Origin of the sequence: Bradyrhizobium sp. Y36 (genome assembly GCF_002531575.1) — a bacterium.
Taxonomy (GTDB): domain Bacteria; phylum Pseudomonadota; class Alphaproteobacteria; order Rhizobiales; family Xanthobacteraceae; genus Bradyrhizobium.
The window spans coordinates 156,257-177,624 of the sequence record NZ_NWTI01000011.1 but is presented as its reverse complement, the minus strand read 5'-3'; the positions used below and the strand labels follow the sequence as shown (position 1 = coordinate 177,624).

The 21,368-nt window shown below is 64.3% G+C and carries 15 protein-coding genes; 7 read left to right on the top strand and 8 right to left on the bottom strand.

Features of this window, described 5'->3' with window-relative positions:
- Positions 1 to 118 precede the first annotated feature (118 nt).
- On the top strand, positions 119 to 1,669 hold the full coding sequence (locus CO669_RS19775; protein WP_097661605.1) for an acyl-CoA synthetase: 1,551 nt from the start codon (positions 119 to 121) through the stop codon (positions 1,667 to 1,669).
- 84 nt (positions 1,670 to 1,753) lie between these two features.
- Entirely contained in the window at positions 1,754 to 2,974 is a 1,221-nt protein-coding gene (locus tag CO669_RS19770) for an ABC transporter substrate-binding protein (RefSeq protein WP_097661604.1), read from the top strand.
- A gap of 99 nt (positions 2,975 to 3,073) precedes the next feature.
- On the opposite strand, the gene CO669_RS19765 is transcribed toward CO669_RS19770, so the two are convergent.
- The 3 genes from CO669_RS19765 to CO669_RS19755 are packed head-to-tail and all read right to left on the bottom strand — an operon-like array spanning position 3,074 to position 5,839.
- On the bottom strand, positions 3,074 to 3,436 hold the full coding sequence (locus CO669_RS19765; RefSeq protein WP_143278697.1) for a hypothetical protein: 363 nt from the start codon (positions 3,434 to 3,436) through the stop codon (positions 3,074 to 3,076).
- 56 nt (positions 3,437 to 3,492) lie between these two features.
- On the bottom strand, positions 3,493 to 5,016 hold the full coding sequence (locus CO669_RS19760; protein WP_097661602.1) for a glycosyltransferase family 2 protein: 1,524 nt from the start codon (positions 5,014 to 5,016) through the stop codon (positions 3,493 to 3,495).
- A 52-nt stretch (positions 5,017 to 5,068) separates the two neighbouring features.
- Positions 5,069 to 5,839, bottom strand: a complete 771-nt coding sequence (locus CO669_RS19755; RefSeq protein WP_097661646.1) for a helix-turn-helix domain-containing protein — start codon at positions 5,837 to 5,839, stop codon at positions 5,069 to 5,071.
- A gap of 187 nt (positions 5,840 to 6,026) precedes the next feature.
- On the opposite strand from CO669_RS19755, the gene CO669_RS19750 reads away from it, so the two are divergent.
- From CO669_RS19750 to CO669_RS19740, 3 genes are all read left to right on the top strand, one after another.
- Positions 6,027 to 8,288, top strand: a complete 2,262-nt coding sequence (locus CO669_RS19750; RefSeq protein WP_097661601.1) for a marine proteobacterial sortase target protein — start codon at positions 6,027 to 6,029, stop codon at positions 8,286 to 8,288.
- Between the two features lie 101 nt (positions 8,289 to 8,389).
- Positions 8,390 to 8,959 carry a class GN sortase gene (locus tag CO669_RS19745; RefSeq protein ID WP_097661600.1) on the top strand — a complete coding sequence of 190 codons (570 nt, stop codon included), beginning with the start codon at positions 8,390 to 8,392 and terminating at the stop codon, positions 8,957 to 8,959.
- Positions 8,960 to 9,122: 163 nt separating this feature from the next.
- Positions 9,123 to 10,115 carry a glycosyltransferase family 2 protein gene (locus tag CO669_RS19740; protein ID WP_097661599.1) on the top strand — a complete coding sequence of 331 codons (993 nt, stop codon included), beginning with the start codon at positions 9,123 to 9,125 and terminating at the stop codon, positions 10,113 to 10,115.
- 23 nt (positions 10,116 to 10,138) lie between these two features.
- Here the strand turns inward: CO669_RS19740 and CO669_RS19735 are convergent, their stop codons facing one another.
- On the bottom strand, positions 10,139 to 11,773 hold the full coding sequence (locus CO669_RS19735; RefSeq protein WP_097661645.1) for a glycosyltransferase family 2 protein: 1,635 nt from the start codon (positions 11,771 to 11,773) through the stop codon (positions 10,139 to 10,141).
- A gap of 213 nt (positions 11,774 to 11,986) precedes the next feature.
- On the opposite strand from CO669_RS19735, the gene CO669_RS19730 reads away from it, so the two are divergent.
- Both CO669_RS19730 and CO669_RS19725 read left to right on the top strand, forming a co-directional pair.
- Positions 11,987 to 14,206 (top strand): acetate--CoA ligase family protein, encoded by a 2,220-nt coding sequence (locus CO669_RS19730; protein WP_097661598.1) that lies wholly within the window; start codon positions 11,987 to 11,989, stop codon positions 14,204 to 14,206.
- A 183-nt stretch (positions 14,207 to 14,389) separates the two neighbouring features.
- Positions 14,390 to 15,220, top strand: coding sequence for an MlaD family protein (locus CO669_RS19725; protein ID WP_097661597.1), 831 nt, complete (start codon positions 14,390 to 14,392; stop codon positions 15,218 to 15,220).
- A gap of 66 nt (positions 15,221 to 15,286) precedes the next feature.
- On the opposite strand, the gene CO669_RS19720 is transcribed toward CO669_RS19725, so the two are convergent.
- From CO669_RS19720 to fmdA, 4 genes are all read right to left on the bottom strand, one after another.
- Positions 15,287 to 18,403 (bottom strand): autotransporter outer membrane beta-barrel domain-containing protein, encoded by a 3,117-nt coding sequence (locus CO669_RS19720; RefSeq protein ID WP_097661596.1) that lies wholly within the window; start codon positions 18,401 to 18,403, stop codon positions 15,287 to 15,289.
- A gap of 186 nt (positions 18,404 to 18,589) precedes the next feature.
- Positions 18,590 to 19,630: an aliphatic amidase gene (locus tag CO669_RS19715; protein ID WP_097661595.1), complete on the bottom strand. Its 1,041-nt coding sequence runs from the start codon at positions 19,628 to 19,630 to the stop codon at positions 18,590 to 18,592.
- Between the two features lie 36 nt (positions 19,631 to 19,666).
- Entirely contained in the window at positions 19,667 to 20,044 is a 378-nt protein-coding gene (locus CO669_RS19710) for an FmdB family zinc ribbon protein (protein ID WP_097661594.1), read from the bottom strand.
- Positions 20,045 to 20,121: 77 nt separating this feature from the next.
- The gene (fmdA, locus tag CO669_RS19705) at positions 20,122 to 21,351 is read right to left on the bottom strand and encodes a formamidase (protein ID WP_018316778.1); all 1,230 of its coding nucleotides are present in this window, start codon (positions 21,349 to 21,351) and stop codon (positions 20,122 to 20,124) included.
- Between the last annotated feature and the right edge of the window lie 17 nt (positions 21,352 to 21,368).

Genomic DNA, 21,368 nt, shown 5'->3' with positions numbered 1-21,368 from the left:
GCCAACTCTGGCGCAAAAAAGCGTTGCTGCACAGACTCCGGCTGGCCTCAGGGCCACGCCGGGCATGGTGCACGGGCAATAAGAAAGAGGGCGGCACAAGACCGCCGAGGGAGGAATTTTGGCCGTTCGTTACTACGACTGGATCATCCACCATGGCCGCCGCACGCCTGACAAGGTTGCGGTGATCGACCTCGCGAGCGAGCGCCGCTTCACCTATTCGCAGCTCGACGGCCGTGTCTCGCGCCTCGCCTCGTTCCTGCGAACCACGTTGAACGTTGCGCGCGGCGACCGTGTCGCCGTGCTGGCGTTGAACACGACCGATACGCTGGAGGTGCAGTTCGCCTGCGGCCGCCTGGGCGCGATCTTCGTGCCGCTGAACACCCGCCTCACCGTTCCCGAGCTCCAGTTCATCACCGGCGACTGCGCGCCGAAGGTGATGATCCACGATACCGATCTCGCCGAGACGGCGCTGAGCGTGGCAAAGCTCTGCAACATCCCGACCAGCCTCTTGCTCGGTCCCGGCGGATCCTACGAGGCCGGCATCGCCGCCGCAAAGCCGCTCGCACGCGCCGAGGAGGTCACGCTCGATGACGTCTCGACCATCATGTACACGTCGGGCACGACGGGACATCCGAAGGGCGCCACCATCACCCATGGCATGACCTTCTGGAATTGCGTCAATCTCGGCGGCCCCGCCTGCATCGGCCCGGCCTCGGTGCTGCTCACCGTGCTGCCGCTGTTCCACACCGGCGGGCTGAATTGCTACACCAATCCGGTGCTGCACGCCGGCGGTACCGTCATGATCATGCGCGCCTTCGATCCCGGCATCGCGCTCGGCCTGATCAACGATCCCGCGCAAGGGATCAACGTGTTCTTCGGCGTGCCCGCGATCTACCAGTTCATGGCGCAACACCCGGCCTTCGCGACGACTGACCTTGGCCGGCTGATCGTCGGTGGTGTCGGCGGCGCGCCGATGCCGGTGCCGCTGCTGAAGGTGTGGGAAGCGCGCGGCGTCGCGCTGCAGCAGGGCTACGGCATGACCGAGACCTCGCCGGCCGTGCTGGTGCTCGACCGAGAGGATGCGGCGCGGAAAGCAGGCTCCGCCGGCAAGCCGGTGCTGCATACTGAAGTCCGCATCGTGCGCCCCGACGGCAGCGATGCCGATGTCGGCGAGCTCGGTGAACTCTGGGTCAAGGGACCCAACATCACACCCGGCTACTGGAACAGGCCTGAGGCGAACAAGACCTCCTTCACCGACGGCTGGCTGCACACCGGCGATGCGACGCGCGTCGACGAGGAAGGCTTCTACTACATCGTCGACCGCTGGAAGGACATGTACATCTCCGGCGGCGAGAACGTCTATCCGGCCGAGGTCGAGAACGTCCTGCATCAGCTCAATGCCATCGCCGAAGCTGCCGTGATTGGCATTCCCGATCCGCAATGGGGCGAGGTCGGCCTTGCCATCGTCGCGGTCAAGCCAGGCCAGAAGCTGACCGAGGCCGACGTCTTCGCGCATTGCGCGGCCAATCTGGCGCGCTTCAAATGCCCACGCCAGATCCGCTTCGTTGACGCGCTGCCGCGCAACGCCACCGGCAAGATCCACAAGCCGACCTTGCGCAATGAATTCTCGGTCGCCTCCGAGGTCGACAAGAAAGTCGCCAATGCCTGATCGAAGCGCCCCTCGCGGGCGCTTTTTCTTTTTGACGTGCCTGCCAACCCAGAAGAAACCCAAAGAAGCACCCAAGGAATTTTCATGAACAAGAAACTTGCACTGCTTGCCGCAGCAACGGCGATGACGCTGATTGCGACCCAGTCCGCCCAGGCGCAGAAGAAGTACGACACCGGCGTCACTGACACCGAGATCAAGATCGGCAATGTCGAGGCCTATTCCGGCCCGGCTTCGGCCTACGGCGTCATCGGCAAGACCGAGGAAGCCTATTTCAAGATGATCAACGACCAGGGCGGCATCAATGGCCGCAAGATCAACTGGATCTCCTACGACGACGGCTATTCGCCGCCCAAGACCGTGGAGCAGATCCGCAAGCTGATCGAGAGCGACGAGGTGTTCCTGGTGTTCAACGCGCTGGGCACGCCGACCCAGACCGCCGTGCAGAAATATCACAACGCCAAGAAGGTGCCGCAGCTCTTCCTCGCCACCGGCGCCAGCAAGTGGAACGACCCGAAGAATTTTCCGTGGACCATGGGCTTCCAGCCCAGCTACCGGGTCGAAGCCCAGATCTTCGCAAAGTACATCCTGAAGGAAAAGCCCGACGCCAAGGTCGCGGTCTTCTATGCCAATGACGACTTCGGCAAAGACTACCTCGCCGGCATCAAGGACGTGTTCGGCGACAAGGCCGCCAAGCTGATCGTGGCCGAGGAGAGCTACGAGACGTCGGAGCCGTCGATCGACGCCCATATCGTCAAGCTCAAGGGCACCGGCGCCGACGTCTTCGTCAACATCGCCACGCCGAAATTCGCGGCACAGGCGATCAAGAAGATCGCGGAGCTGGAGTGGAAGCCGATGCACCTGATGACCGACGTCTCGGTGTCGATCGGCGCGGTGATGAAGCCCGCCGGTCTCGAGGCTTCTGAAGGCGTGCTGTCGGCCGGATACCTGAAGGATGCATCGGATCCGCAGTGGAAGGACGACGAGGGCATGAAGCGGTTCATGACCTTCATCGACAAGTACATGCCCGGCGCCAACATCTCGGACGCCAATCTCGTCTACGCCTATGCCGCGGCCCAGACCATGGTGCAGGTGCTGAAACAGTCGGGCGACAATTTGACCCGCGAGAACGTCATGAAGCAGGCGGCCAGCCTGAAAGACTTCGTGCCGGATACCCTGATCCCGGGCATCAAGATCAACACCTCGGCTACGGACTTCGCGCCGATCGAGCAGCTCAAGATGTGGCGCTTCAAGAAGGGCCAATGGGAGCTGTTTGGTGATATCATCAGCGCCGAAACCGGAGGCTAGCGCTTCGCGCATGTCCCTGCCGAAAGATCCGGAGCCGCGCTCGTCCGGGGCGGCTCCGTACGATGCTGAAACAACGGCCGAAAGGCCGTTTTTCTTTTTTCATATCCGCGCCTGCAGGACGCAGCGCTGCGGCATCTGGCGCGGATCGATCTCGCCGGCATCCTCGAACACGAGCAGGACACTCTGCGGCTGCTCGGGCGGATGATGGGCTGGGGCGCGTCCGGCCCCCTGCCTCACCTCAATCGCACGCCGCTGCCGCAACGATCCGCGATCGACGCGGATTCCCGCGAGACCCTGCGATCCTGGAATGAACTGGATTTCCGGCTCTATGCCGAGGCATGTCGGTTGCTCGACCTGAAGCTGGATGCCGTGCCGGACGAAGCCAGCTCCGCAACGCTCGCGACGCCGCTCGCGGCGGGCTGCTTCACGCCCGACCAGCCGTTGCAGGGTCACGGCTGGCACGAACGGGAGCAGTCCATTGTCCCGTCATGGGCAGCCCGTGCGACCGCGATCCGGCCTCACCGGACAGGCGACAACTCGGCTTTGCCCTCGCCTGGCTCGGGCTGAAGTGAGACGGCGGTATCCTGGCTCACCTCGATGGAGGCCACGGCAAGGCCAAGGCGACGGGAATCGCCAACGCCTGTCAGCACCGGGCACGACCATGCCAGGATGGCGATGCCCGAGGGCGGCAGATCGAGATCGAGCGTATAGCTGTCGGCGGCGATTGCGATTGCGGCGCCGTCCACGCGCACGCCGTCGAGATAGAAATGTGCTCCGATGGCGCGCAGCGGCGCGCGCAGGGCCGGACTTTGGATGCGAACGACATTGCGGCCTGCGCTTCCCTGGATGCGAACGGCAGCCTGCGGCTCGCTCCAGCGGAAGATGTGCCCCGCCGACGATTCGAGCGCATGGAAGCCGGCTTGCCCGAGAACGTGATCTCCCAGGAATCTCGACGCAGGCCCGGCGCGGTCGCGAATGGAGCGGATGCATTCAAGCCTCTGCAGATGGATCAGCGAGGCGATGTAGCGCCTCATCCACCGCGCGATCGCTTCGCTCGACCCGACCAGGGTCAGCGCGCTCAGGCCGACACGCGCGCGCAAGGCCTCGAGGCGCGCGGAGAGACGCGCCAGGAGATCACCGAACAAGACAAGCGAACCCCAATGCCAGAAGGCGTGCAATTTTTCGCCGGGCCGCCTCCAGCCGCGGCCTGCAAAACTGTAATGGACGAGCGCACCCAACGCCGCGCGGGCGAGCGATCGGTCGAACGCGGCCCATTCAACCCATTCGACCGGCACTTCGAGCAGCTCGTTGCCGGGATCGCGACGCGCCTCGCCGAGATAGCGGATCTCGCCCTCAACGAAATCGAGCGTGAACGTCTTCAGCTCGCCGATCTCGCCAACGTAATAGTGGTGAAAGCGCGCCTCTTGCAGATAACCGATGGTATGGCCTCTCGCGTGATAGGCCGCAGCCAGCACCCATTCGGCGAAATGACCAAGCTCCTCGCGAAGGCCCCCGCATTCCCAATAGACGTCGCGCCGCGTCACGAAGCATTGATCGAGCACCTTGCGCCAGGGATGCTGCTTCATGCCGAACTCGATGTCGGCCTGGTACATCGCGGCCTCGGCCTTCGAGAGCCGATTGTGGCAGATCGGGACCGAATGGCAGGAGAAGCCGGCCCAGTCGGGATGAACCTCGATGGCACGGATGCACTGCTCGATCACGTCGGGCTCGGGCCAGCAATGCGACTCCGTGAAGAACAGATGGCTGCCGCGGGCTTTGGTCGCACCGAATGCGCAGAGCCCGATATCGTGCTCGGAATCGGTGAACTCGAGGCGGGCCTCATTGCCGGCCAGCGCCATCAACTCCTCGCGCGCCCTGAAAGCCGGCGGCACGACCAGGATGATCTCGTAGAGCGATTTGTCCGCGGTCTGTGAGGTCCAGCCGAGCCAGGACTGCTCCCATTGCCCGCGATGATACTCGAGCGGGATGATGATGGAGAATAGCGGAGATCCGCCGTCGTATCGCCCGGGTGCATCCTGCATGGTTGCCCCTTATAGACGCATGCGAGGCCGCAGCAGGACTATTTCTTGCGGACTATAACGTCAAAAATAGTGCAAAGGGCTCTTCTACCGTGCGGCGCAGGTGCTTTCGATACAAGGCATGGTTGGCATCATCCGCCGCAATCCGTCCCAATGTCGGCTTCGGAACGTTCCGGAGCGGCACATAGGCGATCGGCGCCGCGATCGGCGTGAGCTGCGAGCCGGGGCCCGCGCGCAGCGTCGAAATGATGCCGTACATTTCGCCGGACACCGTCGGCCGTGAAACCGTGATCACGCGGTGCTGGCCGTGCTTGATGATGACGAGATAGATGAAGCCGGACTGATGGGGGACGGCGACCTCGCCGGTATGCTCATAAGCCGCATCGGTCCGCTCGCCTTCGCGGAAAACCAGCGAGGAGACCTTGGGTTCCCAGACGATCTCGGTGCGGTAGGCGAAGATGGCGTCCTTGTCGCCGAACGACGGCCGCAACGTGATGTAGACGTCCTCGATCCAGGTCACGGCGCGATGCGCATAGGAGCCGAGGCTGTCGGGAGCGACGTCGTTGGCAGGCGGAGGCGACGCCACGACGGGATGTCTGCGCAAGGAGACGCCCAGCGCCTGCTCCAGCCGGACCGTCGTCGCCAGCGTGAACGGCCGCCGGCCGCCGAGCACCTTCTCGAGCGTCGACAGGCTGAGCTTGGCCTGCTCGGCCAGCGTCTGCCGGGAGATCCGGCGCCTCGCAAGCTCCTCGCGAATGGTCTCCGCGATCTCGCGGCTCTGCTCGTCCGAAAGCTGCTTGTCGGTGAGTTTGTCCTGCGTCTGCATCATTAGCCCTGCCTTGGGAGGGCCATTCTAGCAGGCCGGACAAACCAGCACAAAACCGCACATGGCCGCCCCGACCGCGGCGCGCCCGGCCGGCCGTGGCGGAACATTGCCGATCATTCTGCTCGCGAGATCGGCCCTTCCCGGCGAATGCTCGGAGCCAGCAAACGGTCCTTCGGGAGCAAGCCAAATGGACACCTACGACACAGCCGACACCGACGATCATCCCGTGTTGAAGGGGCTGATCAAGCTTGGATTGTTTCTTCTCGCGCAGAGCATCGCGGTGATGCTGATGGCCTTCGTGGCCCTGCTCGTCAGCTTCGGGACGAGCTGGTCGGCAACGACCGAGCAGGCCAGCCTGCTGCAGCCCGGCGACGCCAAATCCGGCAGCCTGCTGTTGAAGAACGACGGCGCCACCACCGAAGCGATCCGTCTCGGCATCGACGTCGATGTCACGGTTTCCGGCCCGACCCTGCGCGCCCGGGTCACCCAGATCTTCCGCAACCCCACCCAGGATTGGGTCGAAGCTACCTACGTCTATCCGCTCGCGACCGGCGGCGCCGTCGACACGCTGAAGATGGTGGTCGGCGACCGCATCATCGTCGGCGACATCAAGGAGCGGCAGCAGGCCCGCGTGATCTACGAAGAAGCGCGCCGCGCCGGTCAGAAGGCCGCGCTCACCGAACAGGAACGGCCGAACATCTTCACCAACTCGGTCGCCAATATCGGTCCCGGCGAAACCGTGCTGGTGCAGATCGAATATCAGGAGCCCGTGCATCAATCCGGCAACGAATATTCGCTCCGCCTGCCGCTGGTGGTCGGATCGCGCTACAATCCGGCGCCGATCGTCCAGAGCGTCGACTTCCGCAAGGATGGCTCCGGCTGGGGCGCTGCGACCTCGGACCCGGTGCCGGACCGCGACCGCATCTCGCCGCCCGTGCTCGATCCCGCCAATTCTGCACCGGTCAACCCGACCACCATCACGGTGCACCTCAAGGCCGGCTTCGCGCTTGGCGAGGTCAAGAGCTCCCATCATAAGGTCAAGATCGAGAGTCCGGACAACATGGCACGCGTCGTCACGCTCGCCGACGGTGTCGTCCCCGCCGACCGCGACTTCGAGCTGACCTGGAAGCCCGCCGCCGAAAAGGCGCCCTCGATCGGCCTGTTCCGCGAGCATGTCGGCGATTCCGACTATCTGCTCGCCTTCGTCACCCCGCCCAGCGCCGAGCAGGCGACACAAAAGCCGCTGCCGCGAGAGGTCGTGTTCGTGATCGACAATTCGGGATCGATGGGTGGCACCTCGATCGTGCAGGCCAAAGCGAGCCTCACTTACGCCCTGTCCCGCCTTCAGCCGGCCGACCGCTTCAACGTCATCCGCTTCGACGACACCATGGACGTGCTGTTTCCGGCCTCCGTGCCCGCAGACGCCGCGCATGTCGGCGAGGCCACCTCGTTCGTGAGCGCGTTGCAGGCGCGCGGCGGCACCGAGATGGTGCCGGCGATGCGCGCCGCGCTGGCCGACAAGCTCGGCGACACCGGCATGGTTCGCCAGGTCGTCTTCCTGACCGACGGCGCGATCGGCAATGAACAGCAATTGTTCGAAACCATCACGGCGATGCGCGGCCGCTCGCGCGTCTTCATGGTCGGCATCGGGTCGGCGCCCAACACCTATCTGATGACCCGCGCCGCCGAGCTCGGCCGTGGTGCCTTCACCCATATCGGCTCCGTCGAGCAGGTCGAGGAGCGCATGCGCGGCTTGTTCGCCAAGCTCGAAAACCCGGCTGTGACCGGCCTTTCCGCGAAATTCTCCGAGGCCAAGGCCGACGTCACGCCTGCGATCATTCCCGACGTCTATCGCGACGAGCCGCTGGTGCTGGCGGCGAAGCTCGACAAGCTTGCAGGCTCGCTCGAGATCAAGGGGCGCGTCGGGGATCGTCCATGGTCGGTGACGCTGCCGCTGCAAAATGCCGCTGAGGGCACGGGCCTGTCGAAACTCTGGGCCAGGCGCAAGATCGGTGACGCGGAGGTCGCGCGGGCCATGCGGGAGCTTACGCCGGAGGATGCCGACAAGGCGATCCTGGCGCTGGCACTCGATCACCAGATCGTCACGCGCCTGACCAGCCTTGTCGCCGTCGACAAGACGCCGAGCCGCCCCGATGGCGCGGCGCTCAAGCTCAGCGAATTGCCGATCAACTTGCCCGCCGGCTGGGATTTCGAGAAGGTGTTTGGCGAGCGCCCGCAGGTCCCGACGCAGCTGCGTGAGCGCCATGCCGATGCGGCGACTTCACCGGCCGCGCGGCGCCCGGCGCCTGCCGCGCCCGATGCGATCCGCCTGCCCAAGACGGCGACATCGGCCGAGTTGAAGATGATCGCAGGCTTCGTCTTGCTCGTGCTCGCCCTGATCCTGTTCGTGTTCAACCGGCGTCGGCCCTTGCTCACCGACGCTGCTTGAGAGAGGAGTCTCCCCGAACTCCTCTGTTAGCGCGCGCGGTCGCCCGTCCCGTACACAACGGCCGCGCGCGTCTTTTTGGGTCACTGCGAGCGCAGACACAAATGCCCCGACTCGCCTCTCCTCTGGTTCTGGCCCTGATCGGACTCTTATTGTTCGGCGATGGCGCCTACATCCATGCCAAGGCGTGGCTTGCCCAAATGCTGCTGGAGCGCGCCTTCGACAGAAGCGTTGCGACGGGCGAGGTGATCAAGCCATGGTCATGGGCCGACACATGGCCGGTCGCGCGGATCGAGGTGAAGCGGATCGGCGCCAGCGCCATCGTTCTGGAAGGCACCAGCGGCCAGGCGCTCGCTTTCGGGCCCGGCCATATCCACCAAACGGCGGATGCCGGCGAACGCGGAGTTGCCGTATATGCAGCTCATCGCGACACACATTTCCGGTTCTTGCGGAATGTTTCCGTCGGAGACGTCATTGAGATCACCCGCCGCGACGGCAAGCATTTCCGCTACCGGGCAGACTATTCGGCCGTTGTCGATGCCGACGCGTCGGGCATCGATCGCACCGCGCGGGGTGTGGAACTCGTGCTCACGACATGCTGGCCGTTCGACGCGATTACGCCCGGCCCGGAGCGCTATGTCCTGCACGCCACCTCGATTGAAACAGGTGAATAGCCGTTCGCAATCCGCCTGTTACGGATCGATCGAGCCCTCTCAAATCAAGCCGGACCTGCCGGGAAATCGCGTTGACGGGAGACCGTGAACTGGCGCGGCCGACCGGAGCCCTGTAAGAATGACCCATTGATTTTGTACGTTGTGATTTGTGAAAGAACGATAGATGGACGACGAGTTCAGGCCGCGCCTCGAACAGCGATTGGAGCAGCTCGAAAATCGCGTCGCGCTCCTGGAAAGGAATCTGGATCTCATCGCCGCCGGGCAAAGACGATCCTCGCTCCGGAGCCTGTGGCGCCGCCCGCCGATGTGGACCTTCGAGCAATATCAGCCGCGCCTGCTCAATTTGACGACCTTCCTGCCAGCCCCTTCGATCGGCGGCGACGCGCCGCGGATCGCGATGGTCACGCCGAGCTACAACCAGGCGCAATATCTCGGCGCCACGATCGAGAGCATCGTCGGCCAGAACTATCCGAACCTGCATTATCACGTGCAGGACGGCGCCTCCATCGACGGCACGGTCGATCTCCTGAAGAGCTGCGGCGAGAGCATCAGCTGGAAGAGCGAACCCGACGGCGGGCAGTCGAACGCCATCAATCTCGGCTTCGCCGGGGTCGACAGCGAGATCATGGCTTATCTCAACAGCGACGACATGCTGCTGCCGGGGACGCTGGCCTATGTCGCCAACTACTTCATGGCGCACCCGAATGTCGACATCGTCTATGGCCATCGCGTCTTCGTCGATCGCGAAGGGCTCGAGGTCGGCCGTGCCGTACTGCCGCCCCATGACGGACGCGCGCTGCAATATGCCGACTACATCCCGCAGGAGACGATGTTCTGGCGCAGGCGCGTGTGGGACAAGATCGGGCCGATCGACGAAAGCTTCCACTATGCCATGGATTGGGACTTCATCCTGCGGGCGCAGGAAGCGGGTTTCAAATTCGTGCGCCTGCCGCGATTTCTCGCCTGCTTCCGAATCCACGACGCCCAGAAGACGGCATCGACCTACGCGATCGGCGTCAGGGAGATGGGCATCCTGCGGCGCCGTGTGCTCGGCTTCGATCCGACACAGATGCAGATCCGCCGCGCCATCGCGCCCTATCTCGCGAGACAGGTCGTCTTTCACTACGCCCACAAGCTGAGCCTGTTGCGTTACTGAGCCGGCGGCGATCAGCGCCCTCATCACGCACGGGCATCGTCATCAAGCCAGACCCGCTCGAGGCCGATGCCAAGGGGGCGCGCGTCGGAACTCAAGCCGAGATCAGCGGGCGAGCGCGGATCGGATAGCGACAGGCTGATGGTCAGCGTCCCGTCGGCGGCAATTGCGGCGGGATCGAGCATCAACCTGCGCTGGCCCGCGAACGAACCTCTCGAAAACGACAATTGCTGCTGCGGTCCGTTGCCGACGCGGCAAATCGCTTGCAGTCGTGGATTCCCATCCGAAACGAACGCCCGGCACGCCAGCACGAGCGCGACCGGCCGTGACGGGATGGGATCCATCGCGAAGCGCAGCACGCAATTCCTCGCGATGGACCAGGTGCCCCATTGCTCCGGCTCGCTCCACCCCTCGATCAGCGCGGCGGTCCCCGCCCCGCCACGGCTGAAATCGAGCTCCTCCGGGCCGAGCACCGGCGCGAGCCCGGCAGTCTCCAGAGCAGCCGGATCGAACGGCGCCTGATCCGGAACGAACTGGGCGATCACGCGCACGGCATCCGCAATCGAGTTGAGCCCGAGCGCAGAACCATCCAGCTCGTAGAGCACGCGGTTCTGTCCGACGACGGAAGTACCCTGTCCGGGGGGCGGCCGATCCGCAAGACGGACAGGAATGATGATGTCGGCGACATCGAAGCCGTGCATACGGGCAAGTTCGCCGATGGTCTGCACGGTCCGGTCATACAGGGGCGGTCGATTGTTGATATCGGTCGCGAGCGCTTGCGCCAGCGCCTTGAAATCGAGCCGCATCCCGTCGTCATCCGCCAGCAGAAGACGTTTGAGGTCGAGCATGTCCTTGGCGATGAAGAGCTGGAGAGCATTGAGATCGGGGAGCTGAAGATCGTCGTCAATGGGTCCGAAATCGCGCGCACCCCGTGACGTTTCGAGCAAGTTCGTGGTCTCGAAGAACAGAGCATGGCCGGTGCTGTGCTGCGAAAATCCGGCCATGCTCAGAGGCCGTGACAGCCGAACGAAACTCTCTGTCAGCGCGGCGTTGGCGATACCGGATGCGACGTCGGGCGAGAGGCCGATGAAGTAGCGGCCACAGGCCGCGCGCATCCGGTCGACGACGCTGCGGCGGACGAACGAATTGTAGATCATCGGCAGACGCGCATAGTGGGCCTGGAAGCCGAAGATGCGCGCCAGCTCGCCTCGAGAGGAGACGCGCCTTGCCGACGACGTCAGATCGATCTCGGCGAGCAGCCGGTTGCGGAAGGCCGGATGGTAGTAGCCCGGCCAGTAATAGCTGTAGGCATCCCAGCTCAGCAGATCGATCTTCCGGCCGGACAGCATGTCCGTTGCCGTGGCGCCCGCATAGGGCATCAATCCGTCGTCGTCACCGAGGAAGGCGATATACTCGCCCGAGGCATGGCCGAGCGCCGCCTCCCAATTGTCGGTCATGGTCAGGACGGATTCGCTGGCAAAATGCCTGAAGCGCTCGTCCCGGAAGTTTGCGACCATCTTCGCGATCTCGGGATTGCCGCCATTGTTCTGAACGATGAACTCGCAATCGGCTTGCGCAGGCTGGCACGCCATGGTCGCGAGCGCGTGGCGAAGCGTGTCGGGACGATCGAGGGTCGGCACCACGATGGACAGAAGCGGCATGATCACCAATTGAGAGAATATGCGTCACGGTTTCCTAGCATCTTGCCGGACCGTTCGCACTTTCGCCAAAAGTCTCGTGATGCTAGCCTCATGATCAGGTCTTGTCGTCAGACCTTGCCCATTCCGTCTCGCGGCATGGCGCCCGCAACGATCAGCCTCCGAAGCCAGCGCGCGACAGCGCGTTGCAACAAGAACAAGAAGTGAGGGAAGCGCATGGAAGCTCAAGTGCCTGCCGCATCGGTTTCCCAGCGCTCATGGTCTCCATCGCCCGATGCCGGAGACATCGTCAAGGGCATCCACGCCATGCTGCACCCGCACAACATCGTGCTGGTCGGCGCGACCGACAAGCCCGGCAATTATGCCGAGCGCATCTGGAACAATCTGGTCAAATACGGTTTCGAGGGCGGGCTCTATCCGGTCAACGCCAAGCGCGACACCATCTGGGGCGTGCCTTGCTATAAGGATTTCGCCAGCCTTCCGGAAAAGCCCGACCACGTCCTGGTGCTGGTCCCGGCACGCTTTGCCGTGCAGGTTATCCGCGACGCCGCCGCGGCCGGCGCGCGCTCGGCGACCATCGTCACCTCGGGCTTCAGCGAATTGCAGGACGAGGAGAGCCAGAAGCTCGCCGCCGAATTGCAGGCGGCCATACGCGAAACGGGGCTTGCCGTCACCGGGCCGAATTGCCTCGGCAATCTGAGCGCTGGCGAAAAGCTGTTCACCAACATCGACGACCGCATCGTCACCATGGAACAGGGCGCGGTGGCGATCGCCGGGCAATCCGGCGCGATCGTCATGGCGATCCGCCAGGCGCTGGAAGATCGGGGCGTCGGTGTCGGCTACATGGTCACGACCGGGAACGAGGCCGGACTCGAGACGCCGGATTTGATGCGCTATTTCGCCGAGGATCCGAGCATCAAGGTGATCGTCGTCTACCTCGAAGGCGTGCGCAACACCAAGGCCTTTCGCGAAGCCTGCAAGGCGGCGCGCGCGGCGAGCAAGCCCGTGATCGCGCTCAAGCTCGGCTCGTCCGAGGGCGGACGCGCCGCGGCAATGGCGCACACCGGCGCGCTGGCAGGCTCGATCGAGACATTCGACGCCATCGCGACGCGCGAAGGCGTGATCCGCGTGGGTGGCCTCGACGAACTGATCGAGACCACCGAGTGCTTCGTTCACTCCGCCGTTCCCAGGGGTGACCGGCTCGCCGCCGTCACGCTGTCCGGCGGCAAGCGCGGCATGCTGCTGGATGCCTTCTACGCCGAGGGCCTGAACTTTGCGCCGCTCAGCCCGCATGTCGGCTCCGAGCTGGCCAAGATGCTCGGCCCGGGGTCGATCGTCGGCAATCCGCTGGACGCCGGCTTTGCCGCGGTGGTCGATCCCTCCGTCTACATGAAGTCGATCAAGCTGATGATCGACGATCCCGACATCGACATCGTCATCATCGATGCCGAGCTGCCGAAGGCCCCGCACGAGGTTCGCGAGCGCAATTTGCGCATCGTCAACGAGATGGCGAGCCGGGCCTCGAAGCCGGTAATCTATGTCAGCGCGATGTCGATCGGCTTCACCGAATTCACCAAATCGTTGCGCAAGTCGCTGCCGCATCTCGCCGTCATGCAGGGCATGGACCGGGCGGTGACCGCGATAAAATCGCTGCTCGCCTATGCGAAGCTGCAAAAAGAGGTACCCGACATCGTCTCGAGTTCGAAGCCCGCCGCGCGCGCCGTGCTGGAGAAGGCGCTGAGATCGGCCAACGGCGCCGCGCTCGACGAGGTCGCCTCGAAGAAGCTCCTGAAGGCCTACGGCATTCCGATCTCGAAGGAGGCGATTGCGCAGACGGCAGCAGAAGCCGCCAAGATCGCAAAGCAGATCGGATTTCCGGTCGTCGCAAAGGTCGTCAGCGCCGATATCCTGCACAAATCCGACATCGGCGGCGTGGTGTTGAACCTGAACAGCACAGCCGAGGTGAAGAAGGCTTTCGCCGACATCACCGCACGGGTCGCGAAGCTGAAGGGCAAGCCGAAGCTCGACGGCATCCTCATCGCGCAGCAGGTCAAGGCCGAGCTCGAGCTCGTCGTCGGGGCCTCGCTCGATGCCGAGATGGGACCGGTCGTGCTGTTCGGCACCGGCGGCATCGAGATCGAGTTGATGAAGGACGTCGCGCTCGCCGGCGCGCCGCTGAACGAGGCCGAGGCGCGGCTCCTGATCGGCCGCACCAAGGCCGGGATCAAGATGCGCGGCTATCGCGGCAAGCCGGCCTTGCACGAAGCTTCCGCGGTGAAAGTGCTGGTCGGCCTGTCCAATCTGATCGCGGATGCCGGCGACCGAATCGCCTCGATCGACATCAACCCGTTCCTGATCAACATCAAGACGGGCGTGGCCGTCGATGCCCTGATCGTGCTGAACAATGCTGCGGCAAAGCGCGCGGCAAGCCATTGATGTCGCGTGGAGCGGATTGGTCACGGGTCCGCGCCACGCGCGGCCCGATGACGGGCTCCGCATGATCCGCCAACCGGTCCGCTCATTGAGGCGAAAACGGCGGGTTACGCTTCGCTAACTCGTCCTACTTACCATTGCGGCCTTCTTCCAACTTCCCCGCTTTGGTCGTAGAATCGCAACCGAATGGCACGCGCGAGTAATCTGGTGATCGGAACGGCGACGCTGGCGGTGATCGCCGTGGCGTTCGGCGGCGTGCTCGGTGTTCAGAAATGGCGCACCATCCAGAGCCGCAGCCAGTTGCGCGTGGTGTTCGAGGGCGGGTCCGCCAGCGGTCTGCGCCGCGGCGGGCCGGTCAATTTCGACGGTGTCCCGGCCGGGCAGATCCTGTCGATCAAGCTGGACAATCCGCGCAGGATCGTGGCGCTGGTGATGCTCGACAACACCGCGCCGATCCGCAAGGACACCGTGGCGGGCATCGAGTTCCAGGGCCTCACCGGCGTTGCCGCGATCTCGCTGATCGGGGGGGCTCCCTCCGCGCCCCCGGTGCCGCTGGACGCGGACGGCATCCCCGTGCTGACCGCCGACCTCAGCGACGCCGAATCGATCGTCGAGACGCTCCACAGCGTCGACCGTACGATCGTCAGCAATGCCCCCGCCATCAAGGACGGCCTGCGCACGTTCGAAAATTACACCGCCGATCTCCGCAGCAAGGGTGGCGAGATCGATTCCGTCATGGCGAAGGTCGACAGCGCCTTCGCGGGTTTCGACAAGGCGGTCACGAAGGTCGAGGGTGTGATGCCCGGCTTCGTCGACGGCAAGGCCGACGAGCTGTTCGAGAAGATCAAGGGACTACGCGAGCTTGCCGACGTCATGAGGAAGAAATCGGCGGGCTATCTCGAGGACATCCGTCGCTCGCTGCTCGACGTCAGCGAGGCCGCCAACAAGATGAGCGGGATCCCGACACCAGCCGCCGCCCCGCGCCCACCGCGCAAGCCGCCGCAGAAGAAGCAGTAGCGGCCTCTTTCTTATCCTCCCCCGTGGAGGGTGTGCCCTCCCGCTTGATCTCGCGGTGACGACGTCTCACCAGGCGTAGCGCACGAGGCCCTTGCCGGCGTAGGAGCGCGTGACGTTGGAGAACTCGCCCTCGAAGGTCGCCGATGCGGACCAACCGTTCATCCAGTTCATCTGCGCTGATGCGGTGGTCAGGGCCGAATCGCGCGCCTGGGCAGCGCCGTTCACGACGAAGGCCGACCCCGGCAGCGTCTGGAACACCGCTGCGGCCGTGCGGTCCGGATTGTAATCATGCGCCCAGGCGAGGCGGCCGCGCAGGGTCATGAGGCCGCCAGCCGCGGCGAACGAGCGATCAGCGCGCAGGCCGAGCTCGGTGCGGGTGCTGGTCACGTCCTTGGCGGCATAGTTGAGCGCGAAGACGTTGCTGCCGACCACGGCCGACTCGGCATAACCGGGAAGGCTGAACAGGGTGGCCTGGAGCGCGGCATAGGGCGTGACGCCGGCCCATTGCATGGCATAGCGATAGCCGCCTTCAATGCGGCCCGAGACCGCGTTGGCGTTGAACTGCGCGCGCAACTGGTCGTAACCGGCAGCCGTCACGACGCGATTGGTCGTGACGTCCTGCCAGCCGTAGGCGAGCGCCGCCGTGATGTAGGCCGGCCCGGCCGTATGACGCACAAACGCGCCGGCCTGAAACAGATCGGAGCGGCCCCAACCGAGACCGCTGACGTTGAAGCCGGTCCCGCCGCCCGCGAGCGCAAAGCCCGCAATCGTCGACGGCGAGAAGCGGTAATCGAGACCCACGGCCGTGCCATAGACGTTGCTGGCCGTGTTGTTCGAGCCGAGGCCGGCATTGCCGTCGGTGGTCTGCGAGCCGCCAAAGCCTGCCGCCCACACATCCCAGCGCTGCTCGAACGACGCGGCCGGAGCCTTGTGGGCAATCGAAGCGAAGGCGTCGCGCGCGCTCGTGCGCGTCGCGGCATAGGCTCTCGCGCTCGGGTCGTCGGCAAAGGGCGTCGCGCCGGGCGAGCCACCGCGCCCCGAGCCGAACACGTCGGTCAGCAGATTGATGAACTGGTTCATCGCCTCGAAGGTCGTCTGCTGAGACCCCGTCGCCGACTCGCCGGAGGCTTGCGTCAGGCCCGCCGGCGAAAGATTGGCGAGCGGGACGGGCAAGCTGCCGGTGCTGTTGAAATATTTGGTCAGCACGTTGGCGACGTTCTGCTGATTGATGTTGAGCCCGCTGCCGTAACCCAACGCAAGGTCCAGATAGACGTTGTTGGGGTCGTAGCTGAGCGTGGCGTGCAGGTTGGACGACAGGCCTGCGACGACGGGATTGAAGGTATCGGGCAGCGTCCCGGCGTTGAGGATCGTGTAGTGCTTCGCAATCGAGCCGATGGGAACGACGACCACGGTCGCGCCATTGAGCGTCGCCGTGCCGGTCACGACCGCGAGGCCGTTGTTGGCGCCCGAGACCTGCACCATGTAGCTCGACGCCGACGTGAACGAGAGATCGCCGGAGACGTTCAGCGTTCCGGTTGGATTGCCTGGTGCCAGCGCGCCGCCGCTGACGACGATGGTGCCGACCGTACCGATACCGCCGAACGTACCGCCAGCGGCGATGCTCACGGTGCCGTTGATGGTGCCGGCAAGCATCAGCGTGCCGCCCAGCACGTTCCAGTCCTGATTGCCGGTGCCGGTAACGGTCCAGGTCGAGCTGTCAACCTTGTTGAAGGTCGCAAAGCCATCGTACTGGAGACCGGTGCCGATCAGGTCGAGTTGGAAGGCACCCTTGCCGGTGCCGCCGAGCTGGAAAGTGTCCGTTCCGGACGCCAGCACCTGGCCGTTGATCACGCTGCCGGGGCCGAGGGTGAGCGTGTTGTTGCCGCAGCCGCAGAAGTCGATCGCGACGGCGCCGGATGCACCGGCGTTGATGGTGCCGGAGTTGAAGACGCTGCCGCTGTTGCTCACCAGGATGCCGGTGCCGTTGGCGCCGACGGTGATGGTGCCGGTGTTGACGATCTGGTTGATCGTCGAGAACGCGCTGGCGTCGATGCCGACGCCGAGCGCGCCGACGGTGATCGTTCCGCTGTTGGTGACGGTGTTGGAATCGCCGAGCACGACGATGCCTTCGGCACCGTCGGCGCCCGCGATTTTTCCAGCATTGGTGATCGTGGAGGACGAGCCACCATAGAGGATACCGACCCCGCCCGTGCCGACATTGATCGTGCCGCTTTGGCTGATCGTTGCCCGGTCCCCCTGCATCGAAATGCCGGCCGAGCCGCTCCCACCCACGCTGATCGTGCCGCCGTTGGTGACCTTGGAATCGTCGCCCTGCACGGCAATGCCGACGGCAAGGTCGCCGGCCGTGATCGTGCCGAGATTGCTGGCGGTCTGGACGTTACCCTGCAGGAAGATACCCGCAGCATTTTGCCCGACCGTAATGGTGCCGGTAGCGGTGTTGGTGACCAGATTGTTGGTGCCGATGGCCAGGATGCCGCCTGAGAACCCTCCGGAATCGCCGACCGTGATCGCGCCGGCATTGGTGATGGTCGCACCACCAACCGCGAAGATGCCGCTCGCGCCGTCGCCCCCCGTGATCGTCCCCGTCACGGCGTTGGTGATCGTGTTGTTCTGGCCGGCGAAGACGCCGAAGCCCGACACGCCGACCGAGAGTGCGCCGCTGTTGGTGACCGTGTTGTTGTCGCCAACCGAGATCGCGGCGCCGTTGTCGCCGGTCGTGATCGTTCCGGCATTGGTGATGACGTTTTGATTGATGGCCTGGATGCCGAGACCGTTGCCGAGCACCGTGATGATGCTGTTGTTGACCACCGTGTTGGAATTTCCGACAGCGATGCCGGTGAGGCCCGAACCTGCTGACACGGTCCCGTTGTTGGTGACGCTGCTCGTATCGTTGACGCCGATCGAGACGGCGCCGTTGTCGTTCACGGTCGCGCCTGAGAGCACGTTGACATTGAGGCTATCGACACCGCCTCCGGCCTGAAAGCCGTCGGTGTCGGTACCCGTACAGGTCACAGTCTGGCCGCTCGTGGCGGGATCAGGCGTACAGGCTGCATGGGCCGGCGAGACGTTCAGGACGAGCCCCAACAGGAGCGCGGCGACGCCGGCGGCCAAAGCAGCGCCGCAGCGCCGACCGTGCCGCCTCGATAGCTTATCGCCCTTCACGCCACACTCCCCAGCCAGTTCCGGCAGGGAACTTAGGCCATGAGGGGGTCCCGTAGAACTACGGACCGGCCGGACCCGCCCGTTTGATCCGCAACCAAGGCGGAATCCGGCGATCATGTTGCAACTGCGCCACGGTTTTCACCGCGAAATTCCCAATCCGCGCATCAAAGGGGGATCGCACGCAGCTCAATAATTCGAGGCCGACGACCCGTTCGGGATGCCGTCGATCGGACATTCATCGGTCCCCGGCGTCGCGCGGGTCATCGCCTCGACCATGTCCCGCGTGCCCTCGGGATCCTTGATCCAGTTCTTGTAGAAATCATACGGGCAGGCCGCGACACCGCGCGGGCTGTCGCCGGAATTGATCATGCCGGTGTAGCCGCGGTGGACCAGCTTGTAGAGATGGTTCTGCGACTGGCCGTTGCGGCGCGCGTCGCGGATCAGATGTTTCGACAGCTGCGCGTATTGGATGCCGTAATCCTCCTCGCCGCATTCGCCGAGCGTGCGGCCGTCGAAGCCGATGATCGCGGAGTGACCGAAATAGGAATAGACGCCGTCGAAGCCGGCGGCGTTGGCGACCGCGACATAGACATTGTTGGCCCACGCCATCGCCTTGGAGATCATGACCTGCTGCTCCTTGGCCGGATACATGTAGCCCTGGCAGCGCACGATCAGCTCGGCGCCCTTCATGGCGCAGTCACGCCAGATCTCCGGGTAGTTGCCGTCGTCGCAGATGATCAGGCTGACCTTGAGGCCCTTCGGACCCTCGGAGACATAGGTGCAATTGCCGGGATACCAGCCCTCGATCGGTACCCACGGCATGATCTTGCGGTATTTCTGGACGATCTCGCCCTTGTCGTTCATCAGGATCAAGGTGTTGTAGGGCGCCTTGTGCGGATGCTCCTCGTGGCGCTCGCCTGTCAGCGAGAACACGCCCCACACTTTCGCCTTGCGGCAGGCCTCGGCGAAAATCGCGGTCTCCTCGCCCGGCACCATGGACGCCGTCTCGTACATCTCCTTGGAGTCGTACATGATGCCTTGCGTGGAATATTCCGGGAAGATCACCAGGTCCATGCCGGGCAGGCCGACCTTCATGCCGACGATCATGTCGGCGATCTTGCGGGCGTTGTCGAGCACCTCGGCCTTGGTGTGCAGGCGGGGCATCTTGTAATTGACGACCGCGACGCCGACCGTGTCGTTGCTGCTGGAGATGTCACCGTGAAGCATGTTGGGCGCTCCTGTCTTTTATTGGTTTGAGGTGCGTTAGTGGCTGATCATCCAGGGGCGCGCCGTCGGAAAGCCCTTGGCGCCGCTTTTCGTCTTGGTCACCAGCCGCGCCGGCTTCTTCTTGTCCGCCGAGCTCTTGTCCTTCACCGTCTTGCCCGACGAGCAGCAGCCGCAACCGGGACCGTGCGAAGCCTTGTATTGCGCCAGCGTCTGCGGCGCGTGCGAGCTGCGCTCGTTGACGGCGTGCGCCTTGCGCTTGTCTGACGGCATGCAGAAGAAATTCGGCGCGGTCAGAATGACGCGCGGCGCCATGGTCTCGCAATGCGGACAGCTTTGCGGATCGTCGCATTCCGCCATCGGGCGCAGATCCTTGAACGGACCGCAATCGTCACAGAGATATTCGTAGACCGGCATTGTTGATCCCTACGCATTTGATGAGCGCGTGTGCGGAGCCCCTCTCCCCGCAAGAACGGGGAGAGGAAGCGCCGTCGTCACTTGTCCGGCGAGATCGGCATCTGGATATCGCCGGTGATGTGCTTGATGGGTCCAGCCGCCGACGGCATCACGTCGAAGTCGAAGATCTCCGTCGGCAGCCACAGCGTGGCGCAGGCGTTGGGCACGTCGACCACGCCGGAGATGTGGCCCTGGCACGGCGCGGTGCCGAGGATCGAATAGGCCTGCGCGCCGGAATAGCCGAATTTCTTCAGGTATTCGATGGCGTTGAGACAGGCCTGGCGATAGGCGATGTGGACGTCGAGATAGTGCTGCTTGCCGGCCTCGTCCACCGAGATGCCTTCGAAGATCAGGTAGTCCTTGTAGTTCGGCGTGATCGGCGACGGCTTGAAGATCGGATTCTTGATGCCGTATTTCGACATGCCGTCCTTGATCACCTCGACCTTCAGATGCAGCCAGCCCGCCATCTCGATGGCGCCGCAGAAGGTGATCTCGCCATCGCCCTGGCTGAAATGCAGGTCGCCCATCGACAGGCCGGCGCCCGGCACATAGACCGGGAAGTAGATCTTCGAGCCGCGCGAGAGATCCTTGATGTCGCAATTGCCGCCATGCTCGCGCGGCGGCACGGTGCGCGCGCCCTCGGCGCCGATCTTGGCCTTCACGTCGCCCTTGGCGCGGCCGCCATGGGCTGTCGCCGCGAACGGTGGGTTGGCAAGGCCCGGCACGCGGGTCGGGTTGGTCGAGATCAGCTCGGCCTCGCGCTTGTTCCAGGTCTCCAGCATCTTCGGATCGGGCAGACAGCCGATCAGGCCGGGATGGATCAGGCCGGCGAAGTTGACGCCGGGCACATGGCGCGACGAGGTGTAGAGGCCCTTGATGTCCCAGATCGACTTCTGCGCCAGCGGGAAATGGTCGGTCAGGAAGCCGCCGCCATTCTGCTTGGAGAAGAAGCCGTTGAAGCCCCACAGGCTCTCCTTCATCGGGCCGACGTCGAGCAGGTCGACGACGAGGAGATCGCCGGGCTCGGCGCCCTTGACGCCGATCGGGCCGGACAGGAAGTGCACGATCGACAGGTCAATGTCGCGCACGTCGTCGGCGGAATCGTTGTTCTTGATGAAGCCGCCGGTCCAGTCATAGGTCTCGATGATGAAATCGTCGCCGGGGTTGACCCAGGCCACGATCGGAATGTCGGGGTGCCAGCGGTTATGCACCATGTCATTTTCATAGGCCGACTTGGTGAGATCGACCTTGATCAGTGTCTCTGGCATCGAGATGCTCCCCTTTG